Origin of the sequence: Streptomyces sp. NRRL F-2664, from assembly GCF_000719345.1 — a bacterium.
GTDB lineage: Bacteria > Actinomycetota > Actinomycetes > Streptomycetales > Streptomycetaceae > Streptomyces.
Window position 1 is genome coordinate 1 of sequence record NZ_JOFX01000016.1, and the last position, 20,838, is coordinate 20,838.

At 73.5% G+C, this 20,838-nt stretch carries 18 protein-coding genes and 1 pseudogene; 10 read left to right on the forward strand and 9 right to left on the reverse strand.

The window, feature by feature from the left end; genetic code table 11:
• Positions 1 to 200, reverse strand: a pseudogene (locus tag IF89_RS47655) (hypothetical protein); the annotation flags it as partial.
• Positions 201 to 703: 503 nt separating this feature from the next.
• On the opposite strand from IF89_RS47655, the gene IF89_RS0116180 reads away from it, so the two are divergent.
• Positions 704 to 1,534: an SAM-dependent methyltransferase gene (locus tag IF89_RS0116180; RefSeq protein ID WP_030767574.1), complete on the forward strand. Its 831-nt coding sequence runs from the start codon at positions 704 to 706 to the stop codon at positions 1,532 to 1,534.
• 104 nt (positions 1,535 to 1,638) lie between these two features.
• Complete coding sequence (locus IF89_RS0116185; protein ID WP_043194015.1) at positions 1,639 to 3,780, forward strand: putative bifunctional diguanylate cyclase/phosphodiesterase; 2,142 nt, start codon at positions 1,639 to 1,641, stop codon at positions 3,778 to 3,780.
• A gap of 51 nt (positions 3,781 to 3,831) precedes the next feature.
• On the opposite strand, the gene IF89_RS0116190 is transcribed toward IF89_RS0116185, so the two are convergent.
• Entirely contained in the window at positions 3,832 to 4,710 is an 879-nt protein-coding gene (locus IF89_RS0116190; protein ID WP_030767579.1) for a LysR family transcriptional regulator, read from the reverse strand.
• Between the two features lie 72 nt (positions 4,711 to 4,782).
• Between IF89_RS0116190 and IF89_RS0116195 the strand changes: the two genes are divergently transcribed.
• The 4 genes from IF89_RS0116195 (at position 4,783) to IF89_RS47660 (ending at position 8,938) form a co-directional block, all read left to right on the forward strand.
• Positions 4,783 to 5,478 (forward strand): succinate dehydrogenase, encoded by a 696-nt coding sequence (locus tag IF89_RS0116195; RefSeq protein ID WP_030767582.1) that lies wholly within the window; start codon positions 4,783 to 4,785, stop codon positions 5,476 to 5,478.
• A gap of 2 nt (positions 5,479 to 5,480) precedes the next feature.
• On the forward strand, positions 5,481 to 7,430 hold the full coding sequence (locus IF89_RS0116200) for a fumarate reductase/succinate dehydrogenase flavoprotein subunit (protein WP_030767586.1): 1,950 nt from the start codon (positions 5,481 to 5,483) through the stop codon (positions 7,428 to 7,430).
• Positions 7,427 to 8,173, forward strand: coding sequence for a succinate dehydrogenase/fumarate reductase iron-sulfur subunit (locus IF89_RS0116205; protein ID WP_030767589.1), 747 nt, complete (start codon positions 7,427 to 7,429; stop codon positions 8,171 to 8,173). Before IF89_RS0116200 ends, IF89_RS0116205 begins: the two co-directional genes overlap by 4 nt.
• 120 nt (positions 8,174 to 8,293) lie before the next feature.
• Complete coding sequence (locus IF89_RS47660; protein WP_234327774.1) at positions 8,294 to 8,938, forward strand: hypothetical protein; 645 nt, start codon at positions 8,294 to 8,296, stop codon at positions 8,936 to 8,938.
• 9 nt (positions 8,939 to 8,947) lie between these two features.
• On the opposite strand, the gene IF89_RS0116215 is transcribed toward IF89_RS47660, so the two are convergent.
• Both IF89_RS0116215 and IF89_RS0116220 read right to left on the reverse strand, forming a co-directional pair.
• Positions 8,948 to 11,359 (reverse strand): excinuclease ABC subunit UvrA, encoded by a 2,412-nt coding sequence (locus IF89_RS0116215; RefSeq protein ID WP_030767597.1) that lies wholly within the window; start codon positions 11,357 to 11,359, stop codon positions 8,948 to 8,950.
• Between the two features lie 33 nt (positions 11,360 to 11,392).
• Entirely contained in the window at positions 11,393 to 12,388 is a 996-nt protein-coding gene (locus IF89_RS0116220) for an LLM class flavin-dependent oxidoreductase (protein WP_030767600.1), read from the reverse strand.
• Between the two features lie 72 nt (positions 12,389 to 12,460).
• On the opposite strand from IF89_RS0116220, the gene IF89_RS0116225 reads away from it, so the two are divergent.
• Positions 12,461 to 12,955, forward strand: a complete 495-nt coding sequence (locus IF89_RS0116225; RefSeq protein ID WP_030767603.1) for a nucleotidase — start codon at positions 12,461 to 12,463, stop codon at positions 12,953 to 12,955.
• A gap of 22 nt (positions 12,956 to 12,977) precedes the next feature.
• On the opposite strand, the gene IF89_RS0116230 is transcribed toward IF89_RS0116225, so the two are convergent.
• Positions 12,978 to 13,193 carry a dodecin gene (locus IF89_RS0116230; protein ID WP_030028327.1) on the reverse strand — a complete coding sequence of 72 codons (216 nt, stop codon included), beginning with the start codon at positions 13,191 to 13,193 and terminating at the stop codon, positions 12,978 to 12,980.
• Between the two features lie 165 nt (positions 13,194 to 13,358).
• Here IF89_RS0116230 and IF89_RS0116235 point away from each other — a divergent pair, with 165 nt between their 5' ends.
• From IF89_RS0116235 to IF89_RS42100, 3 genes are all read left to right on the forward strand, one after another.
• Positions 13,359 to 14,621, forward strand: a complete 1,263-nt coding sequence (locus IF89_RS0116235; protein ID WP_030767606.1) for an extracellular solute-binding protein — start codon at positions 13,359 to 13,361, stop codon at positions 14,619 to 14,621.
• A gap of 188 nt (positions 14,622 to 14,809) precedes the next feature.
• On the forward strand, positions 14,810 to 15,628 hold the full coding sequence (locus IF89_RS0116240) for a GNAT family N-acetyltransferase (RefSeq protein ID WP_043194011.1): 819 nt from the start codon (positions 14,810 to 14,812) through the stop codon (positions 15,626 to 15,628).
• Positions 15,625 to 16,557, forward strand: a complete 933-nt coding sequence (locus IF89_RS42100; RefSeq protein ID WP_030767610.1) for a lysophospholipid acyltransferase family protein — start codon at positions 15,625 to 15,627, stop codon at positions 16,555 to 16,557. Before IF89_RS0116240 ends, IF89_RS42100 begins: the two co-directional genes overlap by 4 nt.
• Here IF89_RS42100 and egtD read toward each other — a convergent pair.
• From egtD to egtA, 4 genes are read right to left on the reverse strand one after another with little or no spacing between them, the layout of a single operon-like run.
• The gene (gene egtD / locus IF89_RS0116250) at positions 16,440 to 17,414 is read right to left on the reverse strand and encodes an L-histidine N(alpha)-methyltransferase (protein ID WP_030767613.1); all 975 of its coding nucleotides are present in this window, start codon (positions 17,412 to 17,414) and stop codon (positions 16,440 to 16,442) included. The two genes, IF89_RS42100 and egtD, sit on opposite strands and share 118 nt — an antisense overlap.
• Entirely contained in the window at positions 17,411 to 18,169 is a 759-nt protein-coding gene (gene egtC / locus IF89_RS0116255) for an ergothioneine biosynthesis protein EgtC (protein ID WP_030767616.1), read from the reverse strand. Before egtC ends, egtD begins: the two co-directional genes overlap by 4 nt.
• Positions 18,169 to 19,473 carry an ergothioneine biosynthesis protein EgtB gene (gene egtB / locus IF89_RS0116260; protein WP_030767619.1) on the reverse strand — a complete coding sequence of 435 codons (1,305 nt, stop codon included), beginning with the start codon at positions 19,471 to 19,473 and terminating at the stop codon, positions 18,169 to 18,171. Before egtB ends, egtC begins: the two co-directional genes overlap by 1 nt.
• Positions 19,470 to 20,804 carry an ergothioneine biosynthesis glutamate--cysteine ligase EgtA gene (egtA, locus tag IF89_RS0116265; protein WP_051807113.1) on the reverse strand — a complete coding sequence of 445 codons (1,335 nt, stop codon included), beginning with the start codon at positions 20,802 to 20,804 and terminating at the stop codon, positions 19,470 to 19,472. The genes egtB and egtA overlap by 4 nt, the downstream gene beginning before the upstream one ends.
• Between the last annotated feature and the right edge of the window lie 34 nt (positions 20,805 to 20,838).

A 20,838-nucleotide genomic window follows, 5' to 3' on the forward strand; every position in this document is an offset into this window, starting at 1 on the left:
CGGCGGGGGCGGTGGCGGGGGCGGGCAGTGCGGGCGACCGTGGTGCCCCCCGCCGCGGCCGCCGCCGCCGTGTCGGCCGTGGTCCGTGCGATGGTCCGGACGGTGCTCGGAGCGGCGGTCGGAGCGATCGTCGGAGCGGCGGTCGGAGCGATCGTCGGAGCGATCGTCGGGGCGCCGGTCACCACCGTGATGTCCACCACCCGGACCGCGTCCGCGGCCGTCGCCGGAGGCCGCCGCGACCACGGCGGCAGCCGTCGCGCCGTCGCCGGAGTCGTTCGTCGCGTAGGCGCTGCTATCGGCCACGGCCGGCGTGACGGACAAGGCCGCCCACAGCAGGACCGGGACCGCCAGCAGGCGCCTGGCACAGGCTCTGTTCACCCGGGGAGCATGGGCCCGCGCGCCCGCGCGCACGCGGGGCTCCGCCCCGGTTCGCCTGAACGGGTGGAGTGCAGAGCGGAAAGGTTTGAGCCAGTCGCCGAGCGCCCCCGGTCGAGTCCGATCAACCTACGGTCAATTCTCAAAAGGGATGTGTCGGTCCCGATCATTTGCGCCGGGGCGCCGCCGGGCGCCTTTGGTGTGTGACGAAGAACGGATCGCCAATTTCCGCTTTTGCTCGCCGTGTTGGTCAATGATCAGTACATTCGGCTCGGACAGGAGTCCGACCCCGCACGGACCGCCGCAGGAACAACGCTTGGAGATCCCGATGGAGCGCCCCGCCTGGGCCCCGCCAGGCATCGACATATCGGTGCCGAGCGTGTCCCGCATCTACGATTACTACCTCGGCGGGTCGCACAATTTCGAGGTCGACCGCCGGGCGGCCCGACGCGCCATGGAATTCATGCCGGGGCTGCCCAAGATCATGCAGGCCAACCGGGCGTTCATGCGGCGTGCCGTCCGGTACGCCGTCGCCGAGGGCGTCACGCAGTTCCTCGACATCGGCTCCGGCATCCCCACCTTCGGCAATGTCCACGAGATCGCCCAGGCCGCCAGCCCCGGCGCCCGCGTGGTCTACGTCGACCACGACCCGGTGGCCGTGGCGCACAGCCACGCCGTCCTCGCGGGCGACGAGCACACCGGCGTCGTCGCCGCCGACCTCCGCAAGCCCCGGGAGATCCTGGCCTCCCCCGAGGTCGGAGCCCTCCTCGACCTCGACCGCCCGGTCGCCCTGCTCCTCGTCGCCGTCCTGCACTTCGTCGAGGACGCCGACCACCCGTACGAGGCCGTGGCCGAACTGCGCGACGCGCTCGCCCCCGGCAGCCTGCTCATCCTCACCCACGCCTCCTACGAGGGCATCCCGCTGACGCAGGACGTCGCGAGCGGCACCGTCGGCGTCTACCGCGACATCCGCAACCCCCTCGTCATGCGCAGCGGCGAGCAGATCGCCGGCTTCTTCGAAGGGTTCGAGATGGTGGAGCCCGGCCTCGTCTCCATGCCCGACTGGCGTCCGGACCGCTCCGAGGCGGCGGAGGACGGCGAGGCACCGGAGGATCCCTACGCCTTCTCGGGCTTCGGCGGCGTGGGACGCAAGGCGTGAGACTTCCGGCACAGACGGCGGGTGCGCCCAAGACCGTCGCGGCGCCCGCGCCCGCCGCCGCGACCGCGCCGGCCGCGCCCTCCGCGGCGGCCCCCGACGGCGGCATCGAGGACCGGATCTCCCGCTTCGCCACGATCTGGGGACGGGCGATCTTCCCGGTCACGGCGACCTCACTGACCCGGCCCGAGTTCGAACGGCACCTGGTACCGCTCACCCGGACCCTCACCGAGGCCCTGCACGCCCGGCCCTTCGACGCCGCCGTCGCGCAGCGGGTGGGCGCGGACCTCGTCGCCGTGCACTGCACCGATCCCGAGGCCCTGGCCGGAACCCTCGGCGTGATCGAGTCCTACCTGGTGCTCTACTGCGGACCGGACGGGCTCGAAGGCTCCGGCGTGGAGGCGACGGCCGAGTACCACGCGCGCTGCGCCCGGCTCCAGCACGCCATCGCGGCCGGATACGCCCGGGCGCTGCGCGAGCGCACCCTCAGCGAACAGGAGGCCATCGCCCGCTCCGCGCTGACCGCGCGCACCGACGCCCAGCAGGCGCTGCACGCCAGCGAGGAGCGCTTCCGGGCGGTCTTCGAGGGGGCGGCCGTCGGCATCGGCATCGCCGACCTCGACGGGAACGTCCTGGAGGTCAACGACACCCTGCTGCAGATGTTCGGCGGCCTGGAGGGGCACGTCCGCAGCCGCAACGTCAGCGAATGGGGCCACCCCGACGACACCCCGCACGTCTGGCGGATGTACGGCGAGCTGGTGCGCGGCGAACGCGAGAGCTACCGCGTGGAGAAGCCGTACTACCGCCACGACGGGACCGTGCTGTGGACCAACCTCACGGTCTCGCTGCTGCGCGACGCCGACGGCAAGCCGCAGTACCAGCTGGCGCTGATGGAGGACACCACCGAGCGCCGGCTGCTGAACCTGCGCCTGCGCTACGAGGCCACCCACGACGCCCTCACCGGACTGCCCAACCGGACGCTCTTCTTCGAGCGCCTGGAGAAGGCCCTCAGCGGGTCCGGCGGAGACCGCTACGGCCTGTGCTACCTCGACCTCGACGGCTTCAAGGCGGTCAACGACAGCCTCGGGCACTCGGCGGGGGACCGGCTGCTGGTGGAGGTCGCCGACCGGCTGCAGAGCTGCGCGACCGGTCCCGGCGAGGTCGTCGCCCGGCTCGGCGGCGACGAGTTCGTCGCCCTGACCACCGGCTCCGACACGGAACAGCAGGTGACGGACCTTGCGGTGCGCATCCTGACGGCCCTGTCGACCCCGATCCGGCTGGAGGGCCGTGAGCTGTCGGTACGCGGCAGCATCGGCATCGTCGAGGGGCGCGCCAAGGAGCGCACCCCTGCCGAGGTGCTCCGCAGCGCCGACATCACGATGTACCGGGCCAAGGCGGCCGGAGGCAACCGCTTCGAGTTCGCCGACGCCGAGGCCGACGCCCGGGCCATCACCCGGCACGGCCTGACCAACGCCCTGCCGGCGGCGCTGGAGCGCGGTGAGTTCTTCATCGAGTACCAGCCGCTGGTCCACATGCGCGACGGCACCGTGCACGGCGCCGAGGCGCTGGTGCGCTGGTCCCACCCGCAGCACGGCGTGCTCGGCCCCGACCGCTTCATCCCGCTCGCCGAACGGACCGGGCTGATCGTGCCGCTGGGCCGGTGGGTCCTGGAGGAGGCGGTCCGCCAGGCCCGTGCCTGGCAGCGCGAGCACGGCGGCTCCGCCCTGCGGATCAACGTCAACCTCTCACCGACCCAGCTGCACCACCCGGGCCTGGTCGCCGACACCGTGGCGGTGCTGGAGAAGTCCGGCCTCGCCCCGGGCGCACTGTGCCTGGAGGTCACCGAATCGGCCCTGATCGGGGCGGACGACGAACTGCTGGAGCCGCTGCGGCGCCTGGCCGAACTCGGCGTGGACATCGCGCTCGACGACTTCGGCACCGGCTACTCCAACCTGGCCAACCTGCGGCGCCTGCCCGTCAGCGTGCTCAAGCTCGACCGCTCCTTCACCCGGGGGATGCAGCAGCAGCCCGCGGATCCGGTCGACCTCAAGATCGTGGAGGGGATCGTGGCCCTGGCCCACAGCCTCGAACTCGCCGTCACCGTCGAGGGCGTGGAGACCGGTGCCCAGGCCGCCCAGCTGCGGGCGCTCGGCTGCGACACCGCCCAGGGCTGGTACTACGCCCGTCCCGGGGCGCCCGACCGCATCCACACCCTGTCCCTCTCCGACGCGGTGCCGACGCCTTCCTGACCGCTGCCTCCGGAGCACTGCCCGGGCCCGCTGCGGCCCGGGCCCGCCGGGTCACGCCATCAGCATGCGCTGGAGCTCGCGCGCCGCGCGCGGGGGAGCCACGTCGGCGCGGTGGGCCAGCGCGATCGTCCGGCGCAGCGGTGACCCCGCCAGCGGGGTCGCCCGCAGCCCCGGCCCCGCGCCCGCCACCACCATCGCGGGCACCACCGCCACGCCCAGCCCCGCCCGCGCGAAGCCCAGCACCGCGTCCATCTCGCCGCCCTCCACGGTGAAGGACGGCTCGAAACCCTCCGCCCGACACGCCGCCACGGTCAGCTCGCGCAGGTCGTAGCCGTGCCGGAACATCACCATCGGCTCGTCGCGCAACGCCGCGATGGTCAGCTCCCGGCCCCCGCCGGGCGCCGGAAGCTTCGTGGAGGACACCACCACCAGGTCCTCCGTCAGCAGCTCCACCGTCGTGAGCGACGGCGCCGAGGGCGGCAGCGGCAGGGCGATCAGCGCCAGGTCCAGCGCCCCGCGCGCCAGCTCGCGGACGAGGTCGAGCGAGCCGCTCTCCTCGATCAGCAGCTCGATCCCCGGGTGCGCCGTGTGGAAGGCCCGCAGCACCCCCGGCAGCAGACCGGTGCACACGCTCGGGGTGGCCCCCAGCCGGATCCGGCCCCGCCGCAGCTGCGCCAGCTCCTGCACCTCCAGCCGCGCCGTGTCCGCGTCCGCGAGGATCCGCCGGGCCAGCGGCAGCAGGGCCTCTCCCGCGTCCGTCAGGGTGATGTTGCCCCGGGCACGGCTGAACAGCTCCGCCCCCAGCTCCCGCTCCAGGGCCCTGATCTGCTGGGAGAGCGACGGCTGCGCCACGTGCACCCGCTCCGCGGCCCGGGTGAAGTGCCGGGTCTCCGCGACGGCGACGAAGTAGAGGAGCTGCTGAAACTGCATAGCCCATGTCTATCAAGATGACCGACATCATGTCTTGGACCTTTCGGGTCCTGCTTCCCTACCGTCGAAGGCATGGCTCTGGCACCGCGCACCCGGACGAGCGCCCCCTCGCTCTGGGGCTCCACCATCGGAAAGAAGACCGTCATGGCGGTCTCCGGGCTGACCATGCTCGGCTACCTCGTCGTGCACATGCTCGGCAACCTGAAGATCTTCTTCGGGGCGGACGAGTTCAACGGCTACGCCCACTGGCTGCGCACCCTCGGCTCGCCCTTCCTCCACTACGAGTGGGCCCTCTGGCTCGTCCGCGTGGTGCTCCTCGCCGCCGTCGTCGCCCATGCCGTGTCCGCCTACCAGCTCAGCCGGCTCGACATCAAGGCCCGCCCGGTCAAGTACGTCCACAAGCGCCGCCGCGCGAGCTACGCCACCCGCACCATGCGCTGGGGCGGCGTCATCCTCGGCCTCTTCATCGTCTGGCACCTGCTCGACCTCACCACGCTCACCGTCAACGAGCGCGCCTGGGCGGGCCACCCGTACGAGAACGTCCTGGCCACCTTCTCCACCTGGTACGGGAACACGATCTACATCGTCGCCATGGCCGCCCTCGGCCTGCACGTCCGCCACGGCTTCTGGAGCGCGGCCCAGACCCTCGGCGCCGTCCGCGCCCGACGCGAACGGCTGCTGAAAGCCCTCGCCAACGGCCTGGCAGCCGTCCTCTTCGCGGGCTTCGTGTCCGTCCCCGTCGCCGTCATGACCGGAATGGTGAACTGACCGTGAGCAGCTACGCACACCACACCACCGGCGAGCCCATCGCCGACACCAAGGCCCCCGGGGGCGCCGTCGCGGAGCGCTGGGACCGCCGCCGATTCGAGGCCAGGCTGGTCAACCCGGCCAACCGCCGCAAGCTCACCGTCATCGTCGTCGGCACCGGCCTGGCCGGCGGGTCGGCCGGCGCGACCCTCGCCGAGCAGGGGTACCGCGTCGTCCAGTTCTGCTTCTCCGACTCCCCGCGCCGGGCCCACTCCATCGCCGCCCAGGGCGGCATCAACGCCGCCAAGAACTACCGCAACGACGGCGACTCGGTGCACCGCCTGTTCTACGACACCGTCAAGGGCGGCGACTTCCGCGCCCGCGAGTCCAACGTCCACCGCCTCGCCCAGATCTCCGTGGAGATCATCGACCAGTGCGTGGCCCAGGGCGTCCCCTTCGCCCGCGAGTACGGCGGCCTCCTCGACACCCGCTCCTTCGGCGGCGTCCAGGTCTCCCGCACCTTCTACGCCCGCGGCCAGACCGGACAGCAACTGCTCCTCGGCGCCTACCAGGCCCTCTCCCGGCAGATCGCCGCAGGCAACGTCGAGATGCACGCCCGCACCGAGATGCTCGACCTGATCGTCGTCGACGGTGTCGCCCGCGGCATCGTCGCCCGCGACCTGATCACCGGCGAGATCTCCACCCACTACGCCGACGCCGTGGTGCTCGCCAGCGGCGGCTACGCCAACGTCTTCTACCTCTCCACCAACGCCATGAACTCCAACGCGACCGCCGTCTGGCGGGCGCACCGGCGCGGCGCCTACTTCGCCAACCCCTGCTTCACCCAGATCCACCCCACCTGCATCCCGCGCACCGGCGACCACCAGTCCAAGCTGACGCTGATGAGCGAGTCCCTCCGCAACGACGGCCGGATCTGGGTGCCCAGGGCCAAGGGCGACACCCGCCCCGCGGCCGAGATCCCCGAGGACGAGCGCGACTACTACCTGGAGCGCATCTACCCCTCCTTCGGCAACCTCGTGCCCCGCGACATCGCCTCCCGCGCCGCCAAGAACGTCTGCGACGAGGGCCGCGGCGTCGGCCCCGGCGGGCAGGGCGTCTACCTCGACTTCGCCGACGCCATCCGCCGCATGGGCCGCGCCAAGGTCGCCGAGAAGTACGGCAACCTCTTCGAGATGTACGAGCGGATCACCGCGGAGAACCCCTACGAGGTGCCCATGCGGATCTACCCCGCCGTGCACTACACGATGGGCGGCCTGTGGGTCGACTACGACCTCCAGACCACCGTGCCCGGCCTCTTCGCGATCGGCGAGGCCAACTTCTCCGACCACGGTGCCAACCGGCTCGGCGCCTCCGCGCTGATGCAGGGCCTCGCCGACGGCTACTTCGTGCTGCCCGCCACCATCAACGACTACCTCGCCCGCAACCCCCACCGCGACACCGTCGACGACACCCACCCCGAGGCCGCGGCCGCCGTACACGAGACCCGCGAGCGCCTTGCCCGGCTCCTCGCCGTCGACGGCGACCGCACCCCCGACTCCTTCCACCGTGAGATCGGCGAACTGATGTGGGAGTACTGCGGGATGGCCCGCAGCGAGCAGGGCCTGCGCAAGGCCCTGGACCGCATCCCGCAGATCCGCGAGGAGTTCTGGCGCCGCGTCAAGGTTCCCGGCACGGGCGAGGAATTCAACCAGTCGCTGGAGAAGGCCAACCGGATCGTCGACTACCTCGAACTCGCCGAGCTCATGTGCCTCGACGCGCTCCACCGCGCCGAATCCTGCGGCGGCCACTTCCGCGAGGAGTCCCAGACCCCCGACGGCGAGGCGGCCCGCCGGGACGAGGCCTTCTCCTACGCCGCCGCCTGGGAGTTCACCGCCACCGGCACCGCCCCCGTCCTGCACAAGGAAGACCTCGTCTTCGAGTACGTCCACCCCACCCAGCGGAGCTACGCATGAAGCTCACCCTGCGCGTCTGGCGCCAGCGCGGCGCCGACGCTCCCGGCCACATGGCCTCGTACGAGGTCGACGGGATCTCCGAGGACATGTCCTTCCTGGAGATGCTCGACACCCTCAACGAGGACCTCATCCTGCGCGGTGAGGACCCGGTCGCCTTCGACCACGACTGCCGCGAGGGCATCTGCGGCGCCTGCAGCCTCGTCATCAACGGCGACGCCCACGGCCCCGAGCGCACCACCACCTGCCAGTTGCACATGCGGTCCTTCGCCGACGGCGACACCATCGACGTCGAGCCCTGGCGGGCCGCGGCCTTCCCCGTGGTCAAGGACCTCGTCGTCGACCGGGGCGCCTTCGACCGGATCATCCAGGCCGGCGGCTACATCACCGCCCCCACCGGCTCGGCCCCCGAGGCGCACGCCACCGCCGTCCCCAAGGCCGACGCCGACTTCGCCTTCGAGCACGCCGAGTGCATCGGCTGCGGCGCGTGCGTCGCGGCCTGCCCCAACGGCTCCGCCATGCTCTTCACCTCCGCCAAGGTCAACCACCTGGGCGCCCTCCCGCAGGGCTCGCCCGAGCGCGAGAGCCGCGTCCTGGACATGGTCGCCCGCATGGACGAGGAGGGCTTCGGCGGCTGCACCCTCACCGGCGAATGCGCCACCGCCTGCCCGAAGGGCATCCCGCTGCCGTCGATCGCCGCGATGAACAAGGAGTGGCTGCGCGCGGTCCGCAAGGGCCCCCGCTGACCCCCCGCCGGGCCGGCGTGTGACTCCGCCGTCCGGCAGCCCTGCGCCGATCGGCTGACCGGCCGGGCAGCCGCCGTGCCGCGCCCCGGCGGCGCCCGAGGCATGGGCGACAGTGACCCCATGCCACACGCCCCCGCCGGGACCGGTCCACGCCGCCGAACCGTACTGGCAGCCGCCCTCGCGCCGCTGGCCGCGGCCGGCTGCTCCGGCGAAGAAGCCCCGCGCACCCCGGCGCCCGGGCAGCCGCCCGCCGCCGAGGACGCCCTGATCATGGTGATCCGGCACGCGGAGAAGCCGTACGCCGGGGACTCGGGCCGGGACGAGGAGGGCGAGGACGACCCCGGTTCGCTGGCCGGGCGCGGCTGGCGCCGGGCCGAGGAGCTGCCGCGGCTCTTCCCGCCGGCCAGGGGCTCCTCGCTGCCCCGTCCCGCCGCGGTCTTCGCCGCCGGCGGCAAGGGCCCCGCCCGGTGCCGGCAGACGGTGACCGCCCTGGCCGCCGCCCTGCGCACCCCGGTGCGCACGGAGTTCGCCGTCGGCTCCGAACCGGCCCTGGCGCACGCCGCACTGGCCGGGCCCATGCCCGTCCTCGTGTGCTGGGAGCACACCGGGATCCCCCGCCTGGTCCGCGCCCTCGGCGCCCACCAGGTCCTCGGCCTCCCCGCGACCTGGCCGGACCGCCACGACCTGGTCTGGCAGTTCACCCGGCGCAGCGGGCGGTGGAGCTTCCGCGAGCTGCCCCAGCAGCTCCTGCCCGGCGACGCCTGAGCGCGCAGCCTAACCGGCCGCGACCGGCCCTGCCGCGAGCGCCCGCGACAGGTACGGGGCCGTACGGCTGCCCGGCGTCCGTGCCACCTCCTGCGGCGTGCCCGCGGCGACGATCCGGCCGCCCTCCGCACCGCCGCCCGGTCCCAGGTCGATCACCCAGTCGGCGCCCGCCACCACCTCCATGTCGTGCTCCACCACCACCACCGAGTGCCCGGCGTCCACCAGACCGTGCAACTGCCGCAGCAGCACCCGCACGTCGGCCGGGTGCAGCCCCGTCGTCGGCTCGTCCAGCAGATACAGCGTGTGGTCCCGCCGCTGCCGCTGGAGCTCGGTCGCCAGCTTGATCCGCTGGGCCTCGCCACCCGACAGCTCCGTGGCCGGCTGGCCCAGCCGCAGGTAGCCCAGCCCGATCTCCTCCAGCGCGCGCAGGCTGCGCGCCGCGGCCGGGACGTCCGCGAAGAACCCGGCCGCCGACTCCACCGTCAGCCCCAGCACCTCCGCGATGTTCAGACCCCCGTGGCGGACCTCCAGCGTCTCGGCGTTGTACCGCGCGCCGCCGCAGTCCGGGCACGGGGCGTACGTACTGGGCAGGAAGAGCAGCTCCACCGAGACGAAGCCCTCGCCCTGGCAGGTCTCGCACCGGCCGCCCGCCACGTTGAAGGAGAACCGGCCCGCCTTCCAGCCGCGCGCCCTCGCCCCCGGGGCCGCCGTGAAGAGCCTGCGCACCACATCGAACAGCCCGGTGTACGTGGCCAGGTTGGACCGCGGGGTCCGCCCGATCGGCTTCTGGTCCACCTCCACCAGCCGCCGTACGGGAAACCCGGCCTCGGCGGTCCGCCCGCCGACCTCCCGGGCCAGCGCCCGGCCCACCAGCGTGGACTTCCCCGACCCCGACACCCCCGTCACGGCGGTGAACACCCCGAGCGGGAACGCCGCGTCGACGCCCCGCAGGTTGTGCCGGACCACCCCGCGCAGGCGCACCTCCCCGGTCGGCCTGCGCAGCGTTCGGGCGGACCCCGCCGGTCCGCGGGCCGCGAACAGGTGCCGGGCCGTCGCCGACTGCGCCACCCCGGCCAGGGCCTCGGGCGGCCCGCTGTGCAGCACCTGCCCCCCGCGCTCCCCGGCCAGCGGTCCGACGTCCACGAGCCAGTCCGCGTGCCGCACCACGTCCAGATGGTGCTCGACGACGAAGACGGTGTTCCCCGCATCCTTCAGCCGGTCCAGTACGCCGAGCAGCGCCTCGGTGTCGGCCGGGTGCAGCCCCGCCGACGGCTCGTCCAGCACGTACACCACCCCGAACAGCCCCGACCGCAGCTGCGTCGCCAGCCGCAGCCGCTGCAGTTCGCCCGCCGACAGGGTCGGCGCCGCCCGGTCCAGGCTCAGGTAGCCCAGCCCCAGCTCCGTGACCGGCCCGATCCGCGACCGCAGGTCGTCGGCGAGGACCCGCGCGGCCTCCCCCTCCAGCGGCGCCGAGGCGAGGACGGCGTCCAGGTCCGTCAGCGCCAGCGCCGCGAGCTCCGCGACGGTCCGCCCGGCGAAGGTGACGGCGAGGGCCTCCGGGCGCAGCCGGCGCCCCTCGCACTCCGGACACGGCGCATCCGCGAGGAACTTCTCGGCGCGGGCCCGCAGGGTCTCGCTCCTACTGTCGGAGAACGTCCGCAGCACATACCGGCGGGCGCTCATGTACGTGCCCCGGTAGGGACGTTGGATCCGGTCCGCGTCCCGGACCGGGTGCACGGTCACCACCGGCTGTTCCTCGGTGAACAGGATCCACTCGCGGTCCTTCGCGGGCAGTTCGCGCCAGGGCCGGTCCACGTCGTGGCCGAGGGCCTCCAGGATGTCGCGGAGGTTCTTGCCCTGCCAGGCACCCGGCCAGGCGGCGATGGCACCCTCGCGGATCGACAGACCGGGATCGGGGACGAGGAGCTCCTCGCTGGTGCGGTGGATGCGGCCGAGTCCGTGGCAGGAGGGGCACGCGCCGGCCGCGGTGTTGGGCGAGAAGGCGTCCGAGTCCAGCCGCGGAGCGCCGGGCGGGTACGTACCGGCCCGTGAGAACAGCATCCGCAGGGAGTTGGACAGCAGGGTCACCGTGCCGACCGAGGAGCGCGAGCCGGGGGAGGAGCGGCGCTGCTCCAGCGACACCGCGGGCGGCAGCCCGGTGACGGAGTCCACCTTCGGGGCGCCGACCTGGTGGATGAGGCGGCGGGCGTAGGGGGCCACCGACTCGAAGTACCGGCGCTGGGCCTCGGCGTACAGCGTGCCGAAGGCGAGCGAGCTCTTCCCGGACCCGGACACCCCGGTGAAGACGGTCAGCGCGTCGCGCGGGATGTCCACGTCGACGCCGCGCAGGTTGTGCTCCCGGGCGCCCCGCACCCGTACGTAGCGGTCGTGGGCGGTGCGGGGATCCGTGGGCTGGTGCATTCGTCCCACTTTACGGGCCGGTGGGGCGACCCCTCACGGCCGCAGGCCCGCGATCCGGGCCAGCCGGGTGCAGGAGTCCAGGAGGGCGGTCCGGTCGTACGTCGAGGTGGTGACCAGCAGTTCGTCGGCGCCGGTCCGCTCCGCGATCTCGGCGAGGTCCGCCGCGACCCGGTCCTCCGTCCCGTGGATGTGCCCGGACAGGGCTGCTTCGTACAGCTCGCGCTCCTTCTCGGTCATCTCCAGGGCCTCGACCTCGTCGGCGGGGCGCAGCGGCGGGAAGCTGCCGCGGGTGCGGGAGTACGCGAGGGACCAGGCCTCCGGCAGCAGGATGCGCCGGGCCTCCTCGGCCGTCTCGGCGACGGCCACCGTCCCGGAGACGATGACGTAGGGCTCCGCGCTCCGGGCGGAGGGCCGGAACTCCCGGCGGTAGCCCTCCACGAGGGCGGCGACCCGGTCGCGGCTGCGCAGGTCGCCCACCACCAGCGGCAGTCCCGCCCGGGCCGCGATCCCGGCGCCCTCGCCGGTGGCCAGCACGTACGCCGGTATCCGGAGCCCTTCGGCGGGGCGGGCGTGCACCTCGGGGTACGCACGCTGGGTGCCGTCGAGCCAGCCGAGGAGCTCGGTGAGCTGTTCCTCGAAGCGGTCGGCGTCCCCGGCGTCCCGTCCGAGCGCCTTGCGGATGCCGTTCGTGAAGCCGACCGAGCGGCCGAGGCCCATGTCGATCCGACCGGGGAAGAGGGACTCCAGCACGCCGAACTGCTCCGCGACCACCAGCGGCCGGTGGTTGGGCAGCATGACCCCGCCCGTGCCGACCCGGATCCGGTCCGTCGCACCGGCCACGGCGGCGGCCAGCACGGTCGGTGCCGAGCCCGCGACGCCGGGCACGCTGTGGTGCTCCGACACCCAGAAGCGGTGGTAGCCGAGGTCCTCGGCCGTCCGGGCGAGTGCCACGGTGTCGCGCAGGGCCTGGGCGGCCGGGTGGCCACGGCGGGTGCGCGACCGGTCGAGCAGCGAGAGCTTTCGGATCACACAGGACTCAACACCCGGGAGCCGCCAGGATTCCCGCCCGGCCCTGTCGCAGACACGCCCTAGGCTGACCGGATGAGTGACAAGAGCAGCCCGCGGCCGCTGGCCGTCTTCGACATCGACAACACGCTGTCCGACACCGCCCACCGCCAGCACTTCCTGGAGCGGCGGCCGAGGGACTGGTCGGGCTTCTTCGCGGCGGCGCCGGCCGATCCGCCTCTGGCGCGCGGGATCGCCCTGGCGGTGCAGAGCGCGGCCGACTGCGAGGTGGTGTACCTGACCGGGCGGCCCGAGCGGTGCCGGGCGGACACGGTGGAGTGGCTCACCCGGCACGGCCTGCCCGAGGGGCGGCTGTGGATGCGCGGCAACCAGGACCGGCGGCCGGCCCGGACGACCAAGCTGGAGGTGCTGGGCCGGATCGCCCGGGGGCGGGAGGTGCGCATGCTGGTGGACGACGACGAACTGGTCTGCCGGGCCGCGCGGGCGGCGGGCTTCCGCGTCGTCGTCGCCGACTGGGCGGCGGACGCGCCCGAGCTCCTGTCCGGCCAGGAGGTCGAGGGCCGGACCTGAGCGGTGCGGGGGAGGGCCGGGCTCAGTCCTCGCCCTCCAGCCGGAAGCCGACCTTCAGCCCCACCTGGTAGTGGGCGATCTCGCCGTTCTCGATGTGGCCGCGCATCTGGACCACCTCGAACCAGTCCAGGTTCCGCACGGTCTGGCCCGCGCGGGCGATCCCGTTGCGAATGGCCTGATCGATGCCCTCGTGGGAGGTGCCGACGATCTCGGTCACCCGGTAGGTGTGGTTGGACATGGAGTCTCCCGACAGTGGGTCGCTTTTGCCTGGTTCTACGGTGCCCCAGTAAGTCCGGCTGCGCGAACTATGTGCCAACAATCCCGCGCGAAAGACCCTTGACCGGCCTATTGGTCTATGCCAATTTCGAGCCATCTGAGATCGAGCCCCCAGAAGGTGACCCTCTTGAAGATGCGCTTCCTCGCCGTGTGCACGGCCCTCGCGGCCGCGACCGCCCTGACGGGCTGCAGCCAGTGGGGCGATCCGGCCGCAGGGCAGCAGAAGGTGACGCTCTGGCTGATGAAGGGCAGCGCCTCGGAGGACTTCATCGCCGCGTTCACCGCGTCCTTCGAGCAGGAGCACCCCGACGTCGACCTGGACGTCAGGATCCAGGAGTGGACGGGCATCGGCGACAAGGTCAACGCCGTCCTGGACGGCACGGCCAAGGAGCCCGCCGACGTCATCGAGGTCGGCAACACGCAGGTCGCGCAGTACATCGAGACCGGAGGCCTCTCCGAACTCACCCTCGAAGGACTGCGCGAGTGGGACAGCAAGCACTGGCTCAAGGGCCTCGCCGAGCCGGCGAGCGTCAACGGCGCCCAGTACGGCGTGCCCTGGTACGCCGCCAACCGCGTGGTCGTCTACCACAAGGACCTCTTCGCCGCCGCCGGCATCAAGACCCCGCCCAGGAACCGCCAGGAGTGGATCCAGGCCACCCAGAAGCTCGACAAGGGCGACCAGCAGGGCATCTACCTCGCCGGCCAGAACTGGTACGTTCTCGCCGGCTTCGTCTGGGACGAGGGCGGCGAGCTCGCCATCGAGACGGGCGGCCGCTGGGTGGGCACCCTCGACGACGAGAAGGCCCTGGCGGGGATGCAGTTCTACAAGCAGCTCCAGGCCCTCGGCGACGGGCCCGAGGCCGCCGACGAGGAGACGCCCCCGCAGTCGCAGGTCTTCGCACGCGGCCAGGTCGCCCAGATCATCGCCCCGCCCGGCCAGGCCGCCGAGATCGAAGCGGCCAACCCCGCGCTGAAGGGCAAGCTCGGCTTCTTCCCCATACCGGGCAAGACCTCCGACAGGGCCGGCTCCGTCTTCACCGGCGGCTCCGACCTGATCATCCCGGAGCGCACCGGCAACCGGAAGGGCGCCGTCGACGTGATCACGGCCCTCGTCAGCGAGAAGTGGCAGACCGAACTCGCCCGCACCATGAGCTACGTGCCGAACAAGACGACCCTCGCCCACGTCGTCGAGGGCAACGAGGGCGCCGCCGCCATGGCCCCGGGCGCCGCCCAGGGCCGGGCCACCCCGACCTCCGCCCGCTGGGCCGAGGTCGAGGCGAAGAATCCGATCAAGCCCTACATGACGGCCGTCCTGACCGGGCAGGACCCCCAGCAGGCCGCCAGGGCGGCCTCCGAGGAGATCGGCCGGGTGCTCAGCTCCGACCGCTGATCCCCGGCGGCGCATGCGGGAGGCCGCCGCCCTGCGGTGCGGTCCGCGGGGGTCCACCGGCGAGTTCAGCGTCCGCACACCCGCGGGCCGCAGAGCGGTCATGTCGAATCCAGCCGGTCACGGAAGAAGTAAAGGAGCCAGGCCACCACCTGCCGGCCTGGCCCTCCGTGCCCGGTTCAGGAGCCGCCATGACCATCGCACCCCTGTCCCCCTCCCTCCCCACGGCCCCCACTCCCGCCTCCCCGCTCCTCACCCCCGCCCCCGCCAAGGCCGCCGCCGGGCCCCACTACACCGTGCGCCTCGCCCGTGACGAGGACGAGGTGCGGGCCGCCCAGCGCCTGCGCCACCAGGTCTTCGCCGGTGAGCTCGGCGCCCGGCTCGACGGCCCCGAGCCGGGCCTCGACGCCGACGCCTTCGACGCGTACTGCGACCACCTCCTCGTCCTCGACGAGCAGACCGGGCAGGTCGTCGGCACCTACCGGCTGCTCCCCCCGGAACGGGCCGCCGTCGCCGGGCGCCTCTACTCCGAGGGCGAGTTCGACCTCTCCGCGCTCGCGCCCATCCGCCCCGACCTCGTCGAGGTGGGCCGCTCCTGCGTGCACCCCGACCACCGCAACGGCGCCGTCATCGCCCTCATCTGGGCGGGCCTCGCCCACTACATGGACCGCACCGGCCACAACTGGCTCGCCGGCTGCTGCTCGATACCCCTCGCCGACGGCGGCGTCCTCGCAGCGGCCACCCGCGAGAACGCCCTGACCCGCAGCCCCGCCCCCGAGGAGTACCGGGTCACCCCCCACATCCCCTGGAACCCCGAGGGCATCGACTTCCCCGCGCGCATGGAGCTGCCCCCGCTGCTGCGCGGATACCTGCGCCTGGGCGCCTGGGTCTGCGGCGAGCCCGCCCTCGACGCCGGGTTCGGCTGCGCCGACCTGTACGTGCTGCTCTCCCTGCGCCGGACCAACCCGCGCTACCTGAAGCACTTCCGCTCGCCCCTGCCGGGCGCATGAACGTCTGGCTCCCCACCTCGCCCTGCACCCCCGAGGCCTGCGCCGGCCACGAGGGGCGCACCGCGAGCGTCCCGCACGCGCTACTGCGGCTCACCGCCGCCGCGGCCCTGATCCTGCTGGGGATCCTGGGCGCCCCGCCGGCCCGGCTGCTGCCGGCCGGCCCCCGGCACGCGGTCGTACGGGCCTGGTCGGCCGCACTCGTCCGCGCCTTCGGCATACGGATCACCGTGCACGGCAGCCCGGGCCCGCGCGGCGCCCGCCTGCTCGTCGCCAACCACATCTCCTGGCTCGACGTCCCCCTCGTCGCCGCCGTCCTGCCCAGCCGGATGCTGGCCAAGAGCGACATCCGAGCCTGGCCCCTCCTCGGCCGGCTCGCCGCGCAGGCCGGGACCCTGTTCATCGAGCGCGACCGGATCCGCGCACTGCCCGCCACCGTCTCCACCCTGACCGGCGCGCTGCTCGCCGGCGACCGCGTCACCGTCTTCCCCGAGGGCTCCACCTGGTGCGGGCGCGACCGGGGGGCCTTCCGCAGAGCCGCCTTCCAGGCCGCCCTGGACGCGCGGGCCCCCGTACAGCCCGTGCGCATCACCTACGCGCGGGCCGACGGGGGTCCGGCCGGTGCACCCGCCTTCGTCGGGGACGACCCGCTGACCGCCTCGCTGTGGCGGACCGCCAGGGCCCGCGGGATCCGGGCCGAGGTCACGCTGCTGCCGCGGATCCCGCCGGGCCGTCACACGGACCGGCGGGACCTCGCGGCCGCCGCCGAGCGGGCGGTGGCCGCGAGGACGTCCGGGCGGACGGCCCTGCCCGATCAGCCCACCGGCCCGCCGGCGACCGCCAGGGACAGCGCGAAGCGGCCCGCCGCGTCCGTCCACCACTGGGTCAGCTCCAGCCCGGCCGCGGCCAGCTCCTTGCGCACGCCCTCCTGACGGAACTTCGCGGACACCTCCGTCAGGATCTCCTCACCCGCCGCGAACGGCACCACCAGGTCCAGGGCCCGGACCTTCACCGTCAGCTCGGACCGGGCCCGCAGCCGCATCTCGATCCACTCCTGCTCGCTGTTCCACACCGCCACGTGCTCGAAGTCGGCGGTGTGGAAGTCGGCGTCCAACTCCCGGTTGATGACGGCCAGCACGTTCTTGTTGAACTCCGCCGTCACCCCGCGCGCGTCGTCGTACGCCGTCACCAGGACGGCCTCGTCCTTCACCAGGTCCGTACCCATCAGCAGTGCGTCCCCGGGCGACAGCATCGCCCGTACCGATGCCAGGAACACCGCCCGCTCCGGCGGGAGCAGGTTGCCGATCGTGCCGCCGAGGAACACCACCAGCCGGGGGCCGGGTGAGTCCGGCAGCTTCAGCGCCCGGGTGAAGTCGGCCAGCAGGGCGTGCACGCGCAACCCCGGATGGTCGGCCAACAGCGCCTCGGCCGCGCCCCGCAGGGCGCTCCCGCTCACGTCCACCGGCACATAGGTGTCCAGCGCCGGCATCGCCTCGATCAGGTGCCGGGTCTTCTCGGAGGAGCCCGAACCCAGCTCCACCAGGGTGCGGGCACCGCTCACCGCGGCGATCTCCCGTGCCCGCTCCAGCAGGATCTCCCGCTCGGCGCGGGTCGGGTAGTACTCGGGCAGTCGGGTGATCTCCTCGAAGAGTTCACTGCCCCGCGCGTCGTAGAACCACTTGGGCGGCAGCACCTTGGGCGTGTGGGTCAGCCCGTGCAGCACATCCGCGCGCAGTGCGGTCTCCGCCGCGTCCTCGTCGAGGGTCCGGGTCAACTGGAAGCTGGTCACGGGTGGTTCTCCTTGAGCGGGGTCAGGCGGACCCGGGTCGGGGTGGCGGTCAGCAGGGTCCGGTCGGGCACTTCGCACCACCGGGTGTCGTCGTCGTACGGCTCGGACGCCACCACGGTGCGCCTGCCCGCGGGGTCGGCCAGGTACCAGAGCGAGTCGCCCCAGGCGGTCGCGGCGATCGCGGCTCCGTCCGTCAGCAGCAGGTTCAGCCGGGAGCCGGGCGCCGCCGAGGACAGCTCCCGCACGGGTTCGGCGAGCGCCGTGCCCAGGTCGTCCCCGGCCCGCAGGCGGCGTCGCACCAGCGCCCAGACGAACGCCGAGTCGGTGCGGGCCGCCAGCTGGAGCAGCTCCTGCGGCGGCAGGGCGGCCGCGAGTGGAGCCGCCGCCTCGGGCCAGTTCCGCACGGCGCCGTTGTGGCTGAACAGCCACGGTCCGTCGGTGAAGGGCGCGGCCGCGGCCTCGCCGTCGGCGCCGGCCAGCGTGGCGTCGCGTACGGCGGCCAGCACGGCCCCGCTGCGCACCACCCGGGCGAGATCGGTGAAGGTCAGGTCGCCCCAGATCGGGCCGGCGCGACGGTAGCGGGCGGGCACCGGGTCGCCCTGCGCGTACCAGCCGACACCGAAGCCGTCGGCGTTGACCGTCCCGTGCCGCTGGCGGCGCGGCTCCCAGGACTGGCGGACCAGCGAGTGCTCGGGCTCGCTCAGCAGCCGCCCCAGGGGCACCGCCGGTCCCACGTAGGCGAGGTGACGGCACATCAGGCGTCCCTCGCGGTGCGGAAGCCGGAAAAGATCTGCCGCCGCACCGGCAGGTCCCAGTTGCGGAAGGTGCCGCGGCAGGCCACGGGGTCCACCGCGAAGGAACCGCCCCGCAGCACCTTGTGCTCGGGGCCGAAGAAGACCTCCGAGTACTCCCGGTAGGGGAAGGCCCGGAAGCCCGGATAGGGCAGGAAGTCGGAGGCCGTCCACTCCCACACGTCGCCGATCAGCTGGCGCACCCCCAGCGGGGACGCCCCGGCCGGATAGCTGCCTGCACGGGACGGGCGCAGATGGCGCTGCCCCAGATTGGCGTGCTGCGCGGTCGGGTCGGCGTCGCCCCACGGGTAGCGGGTCGAGCGGCCGGTCGCCGGGTCGAAGCGGGCGGCCTTCTCCCATTCGGTCTCGGTGGGCAGCCGCCGGCCGGCCCAGCGGGCGTAGGCGTCCGCCTCGTACCAGCTGACGTGCAGAACCGGTTCTTCATCGGGGACGGGCTCGATCACACCGAAGCGGCGGCGCAGCCATACGCCGCCCTCCCGCTGCCAGAACAGCGGCGCCTCGATGGAGTGCCGGCGGATCTGCTCCCAGCCGGCCGCGGCCCACCAGCGCGGCTCGTGGTAGCCGCCGTCCGCGATGAAGGCGCGGTAGGCGGCGTTCGTCACCGGCAGTGTGTCCATCCAGAACGCCGCGGTCTCCCGCTGGTGCGCGGGCCGCTCGTTGTCCAGCGACCAGGGCTCGGTCGACGTGCCCATCATGAACGGACCGGCGGGGACGAGGACTTCGGATGCGGTCGGCGGGTCGTAGGGGCCGTCCGGGTCGGGTGCGCCCAGTACGGGGGCGCCGCGCCGGAGCTGATGCGTGATCAGCATGGTCTCGTCGTGCTGTTGTTCGTGCTGGGCGATCATCCCGAAGGCGAAACCGTCGTCGAGGAGCGGGCTGCCCTCCAGCGCGGTGCTCTCCAGGAGGTCGAAGACCCGGCCGCGGACCTCGGCCGCGTACCGGCGGGCCTCCTGCGGTCCGAGCAGCGGCAGCTTCGGCCGCTCGGCGCGCGGATGCTCGAAGGCGTCGTAGAGGGGGTCGATGTCCGGGCGCAGGGACTCGCGTCCGGCGACCCGGCGGAGCAGCCAGAGCTCCTCCTGGTTGCCGATGTGCGCCAGGTCCCAGACCAGCGGGGACATCAGGGGGGAGTGCTGGGCGGTGAGGTCGGCGTCGGTCACCGCGTCGGTGAGGGCCGCCGTCCGGGTCCGTGCGGCGGTCAGCGAGGCGACCGCCCGTTCGCGCAGCCCGGGCTGGGACTCGGTGGTCATCGCAGGGCCTCCTTTCCGTCGGGCCGCGGCTGTGGCGGATCGTCCCCCGGACATCGGCCGCGCAGCACGAAACGCTCGGTGAACGCGCCGACGGTGTCCCGGACGTGCGCACTCGCGCCGAGGCGGGGCAGCGCCTCCGCCGCCGCGCGGAAGCAGGTCTTGGCGGCCGCCCGCAGCTCCGGATCGGCCAGGGCGTTGCGGGCGGCGGACCGCCAGAGCGGGTTGCGCGGCGCGGGCTGCGTGCCGTAGGTGTCGGCCAGGGCCTTGGCCACCCGGTAGGCGGTCTCGGCGGCCTCCGGATCGTCGAACAGTGCGTGCACGACGGCCACCGGCACCAGCCAGCCGTCGTCGCCGGGCTGCGCGTCGATCATGCGCAGCTCCATGTGGCCGCGCGGCCGTACGGGCGGGAAGAGCGTCGTGAGGTGGTAGTCCAGGTCCTCGGCGGTGGGCGCCCGCAGGGCCGGTCCGCCGTGGCCCGCGCCCGCGCGCAGCCAGTCGCGGAAGGTCGTGCCGGGCGGGACGTCCCACGGCTCTCCCTCGTAGGACCGCACGCACATCACCTCGGTGTCCAGCGCCTGCCGCACCCAGCCGTCCCGCGGCTGCGCGTCCAGCGGCGGCGCGAGGGTGCGCCGGGAGTCAAGGTCGTTCCAGATCCCCTGGCGGGAGCACCGCCAACCGGCGTACGCGCCTTCCTGCGCGGGGGAGTTGGCGAAGGCCGCCACCAGGACCGCGCCCAGCAGGTGGGCGAGCCGCCAGCGCCGGCCGTGGCCGAGGGTGCCCGGCTCCTCGTACCCGGCGTCCACGCAGACCTGCACGGAGGCGGAGCCGCACATCATGGCGCGGCCGGCCGGACCGGTGCGGTCGAAGTAGGCCTCCATCGCGTCGTAGCGGGGGCTGTTCAGTAACCGGCGGTAGGGCAGGCGGGGGTCACGGCCGAGTCCGTGCAGGACCAGTCCCTGCTCGCTCAGGGCGGCGCGGACGGCGGTGAGGTCGCTCCGGAGGCCCTCCACGCAGCCCGTGAGGGAGGTGGCGGGGGCCGAGCTGAGTTCGAGCTGGCCGCCGGGCTCGACGGTGACCCGGGAGTTCAGGGGCAGGGCGCGGGCCGCGGCGTGTGCCGTGCGGAGCCGCTCGGGGGACACGGCCCGTCCGGGGCGCTCGGCGTCGAGGACCAGCCATTCGAGTTCGGCACCGAGCCGGCGGGGCGGGCCGGTCTTGAAGCAGATCCCGTGGATCAGGTGCTCAGCGTCCGTCTCGCTGATCGCGGGAGAGGGCGGGGAATCAGGGGGCGGGGGTTGGGGAACAGGCGGTGGAACGGGTGGGTCGAGGGGCATGACCGGGTCCTCTTCTCCTGTCGTCGGGCCGTGG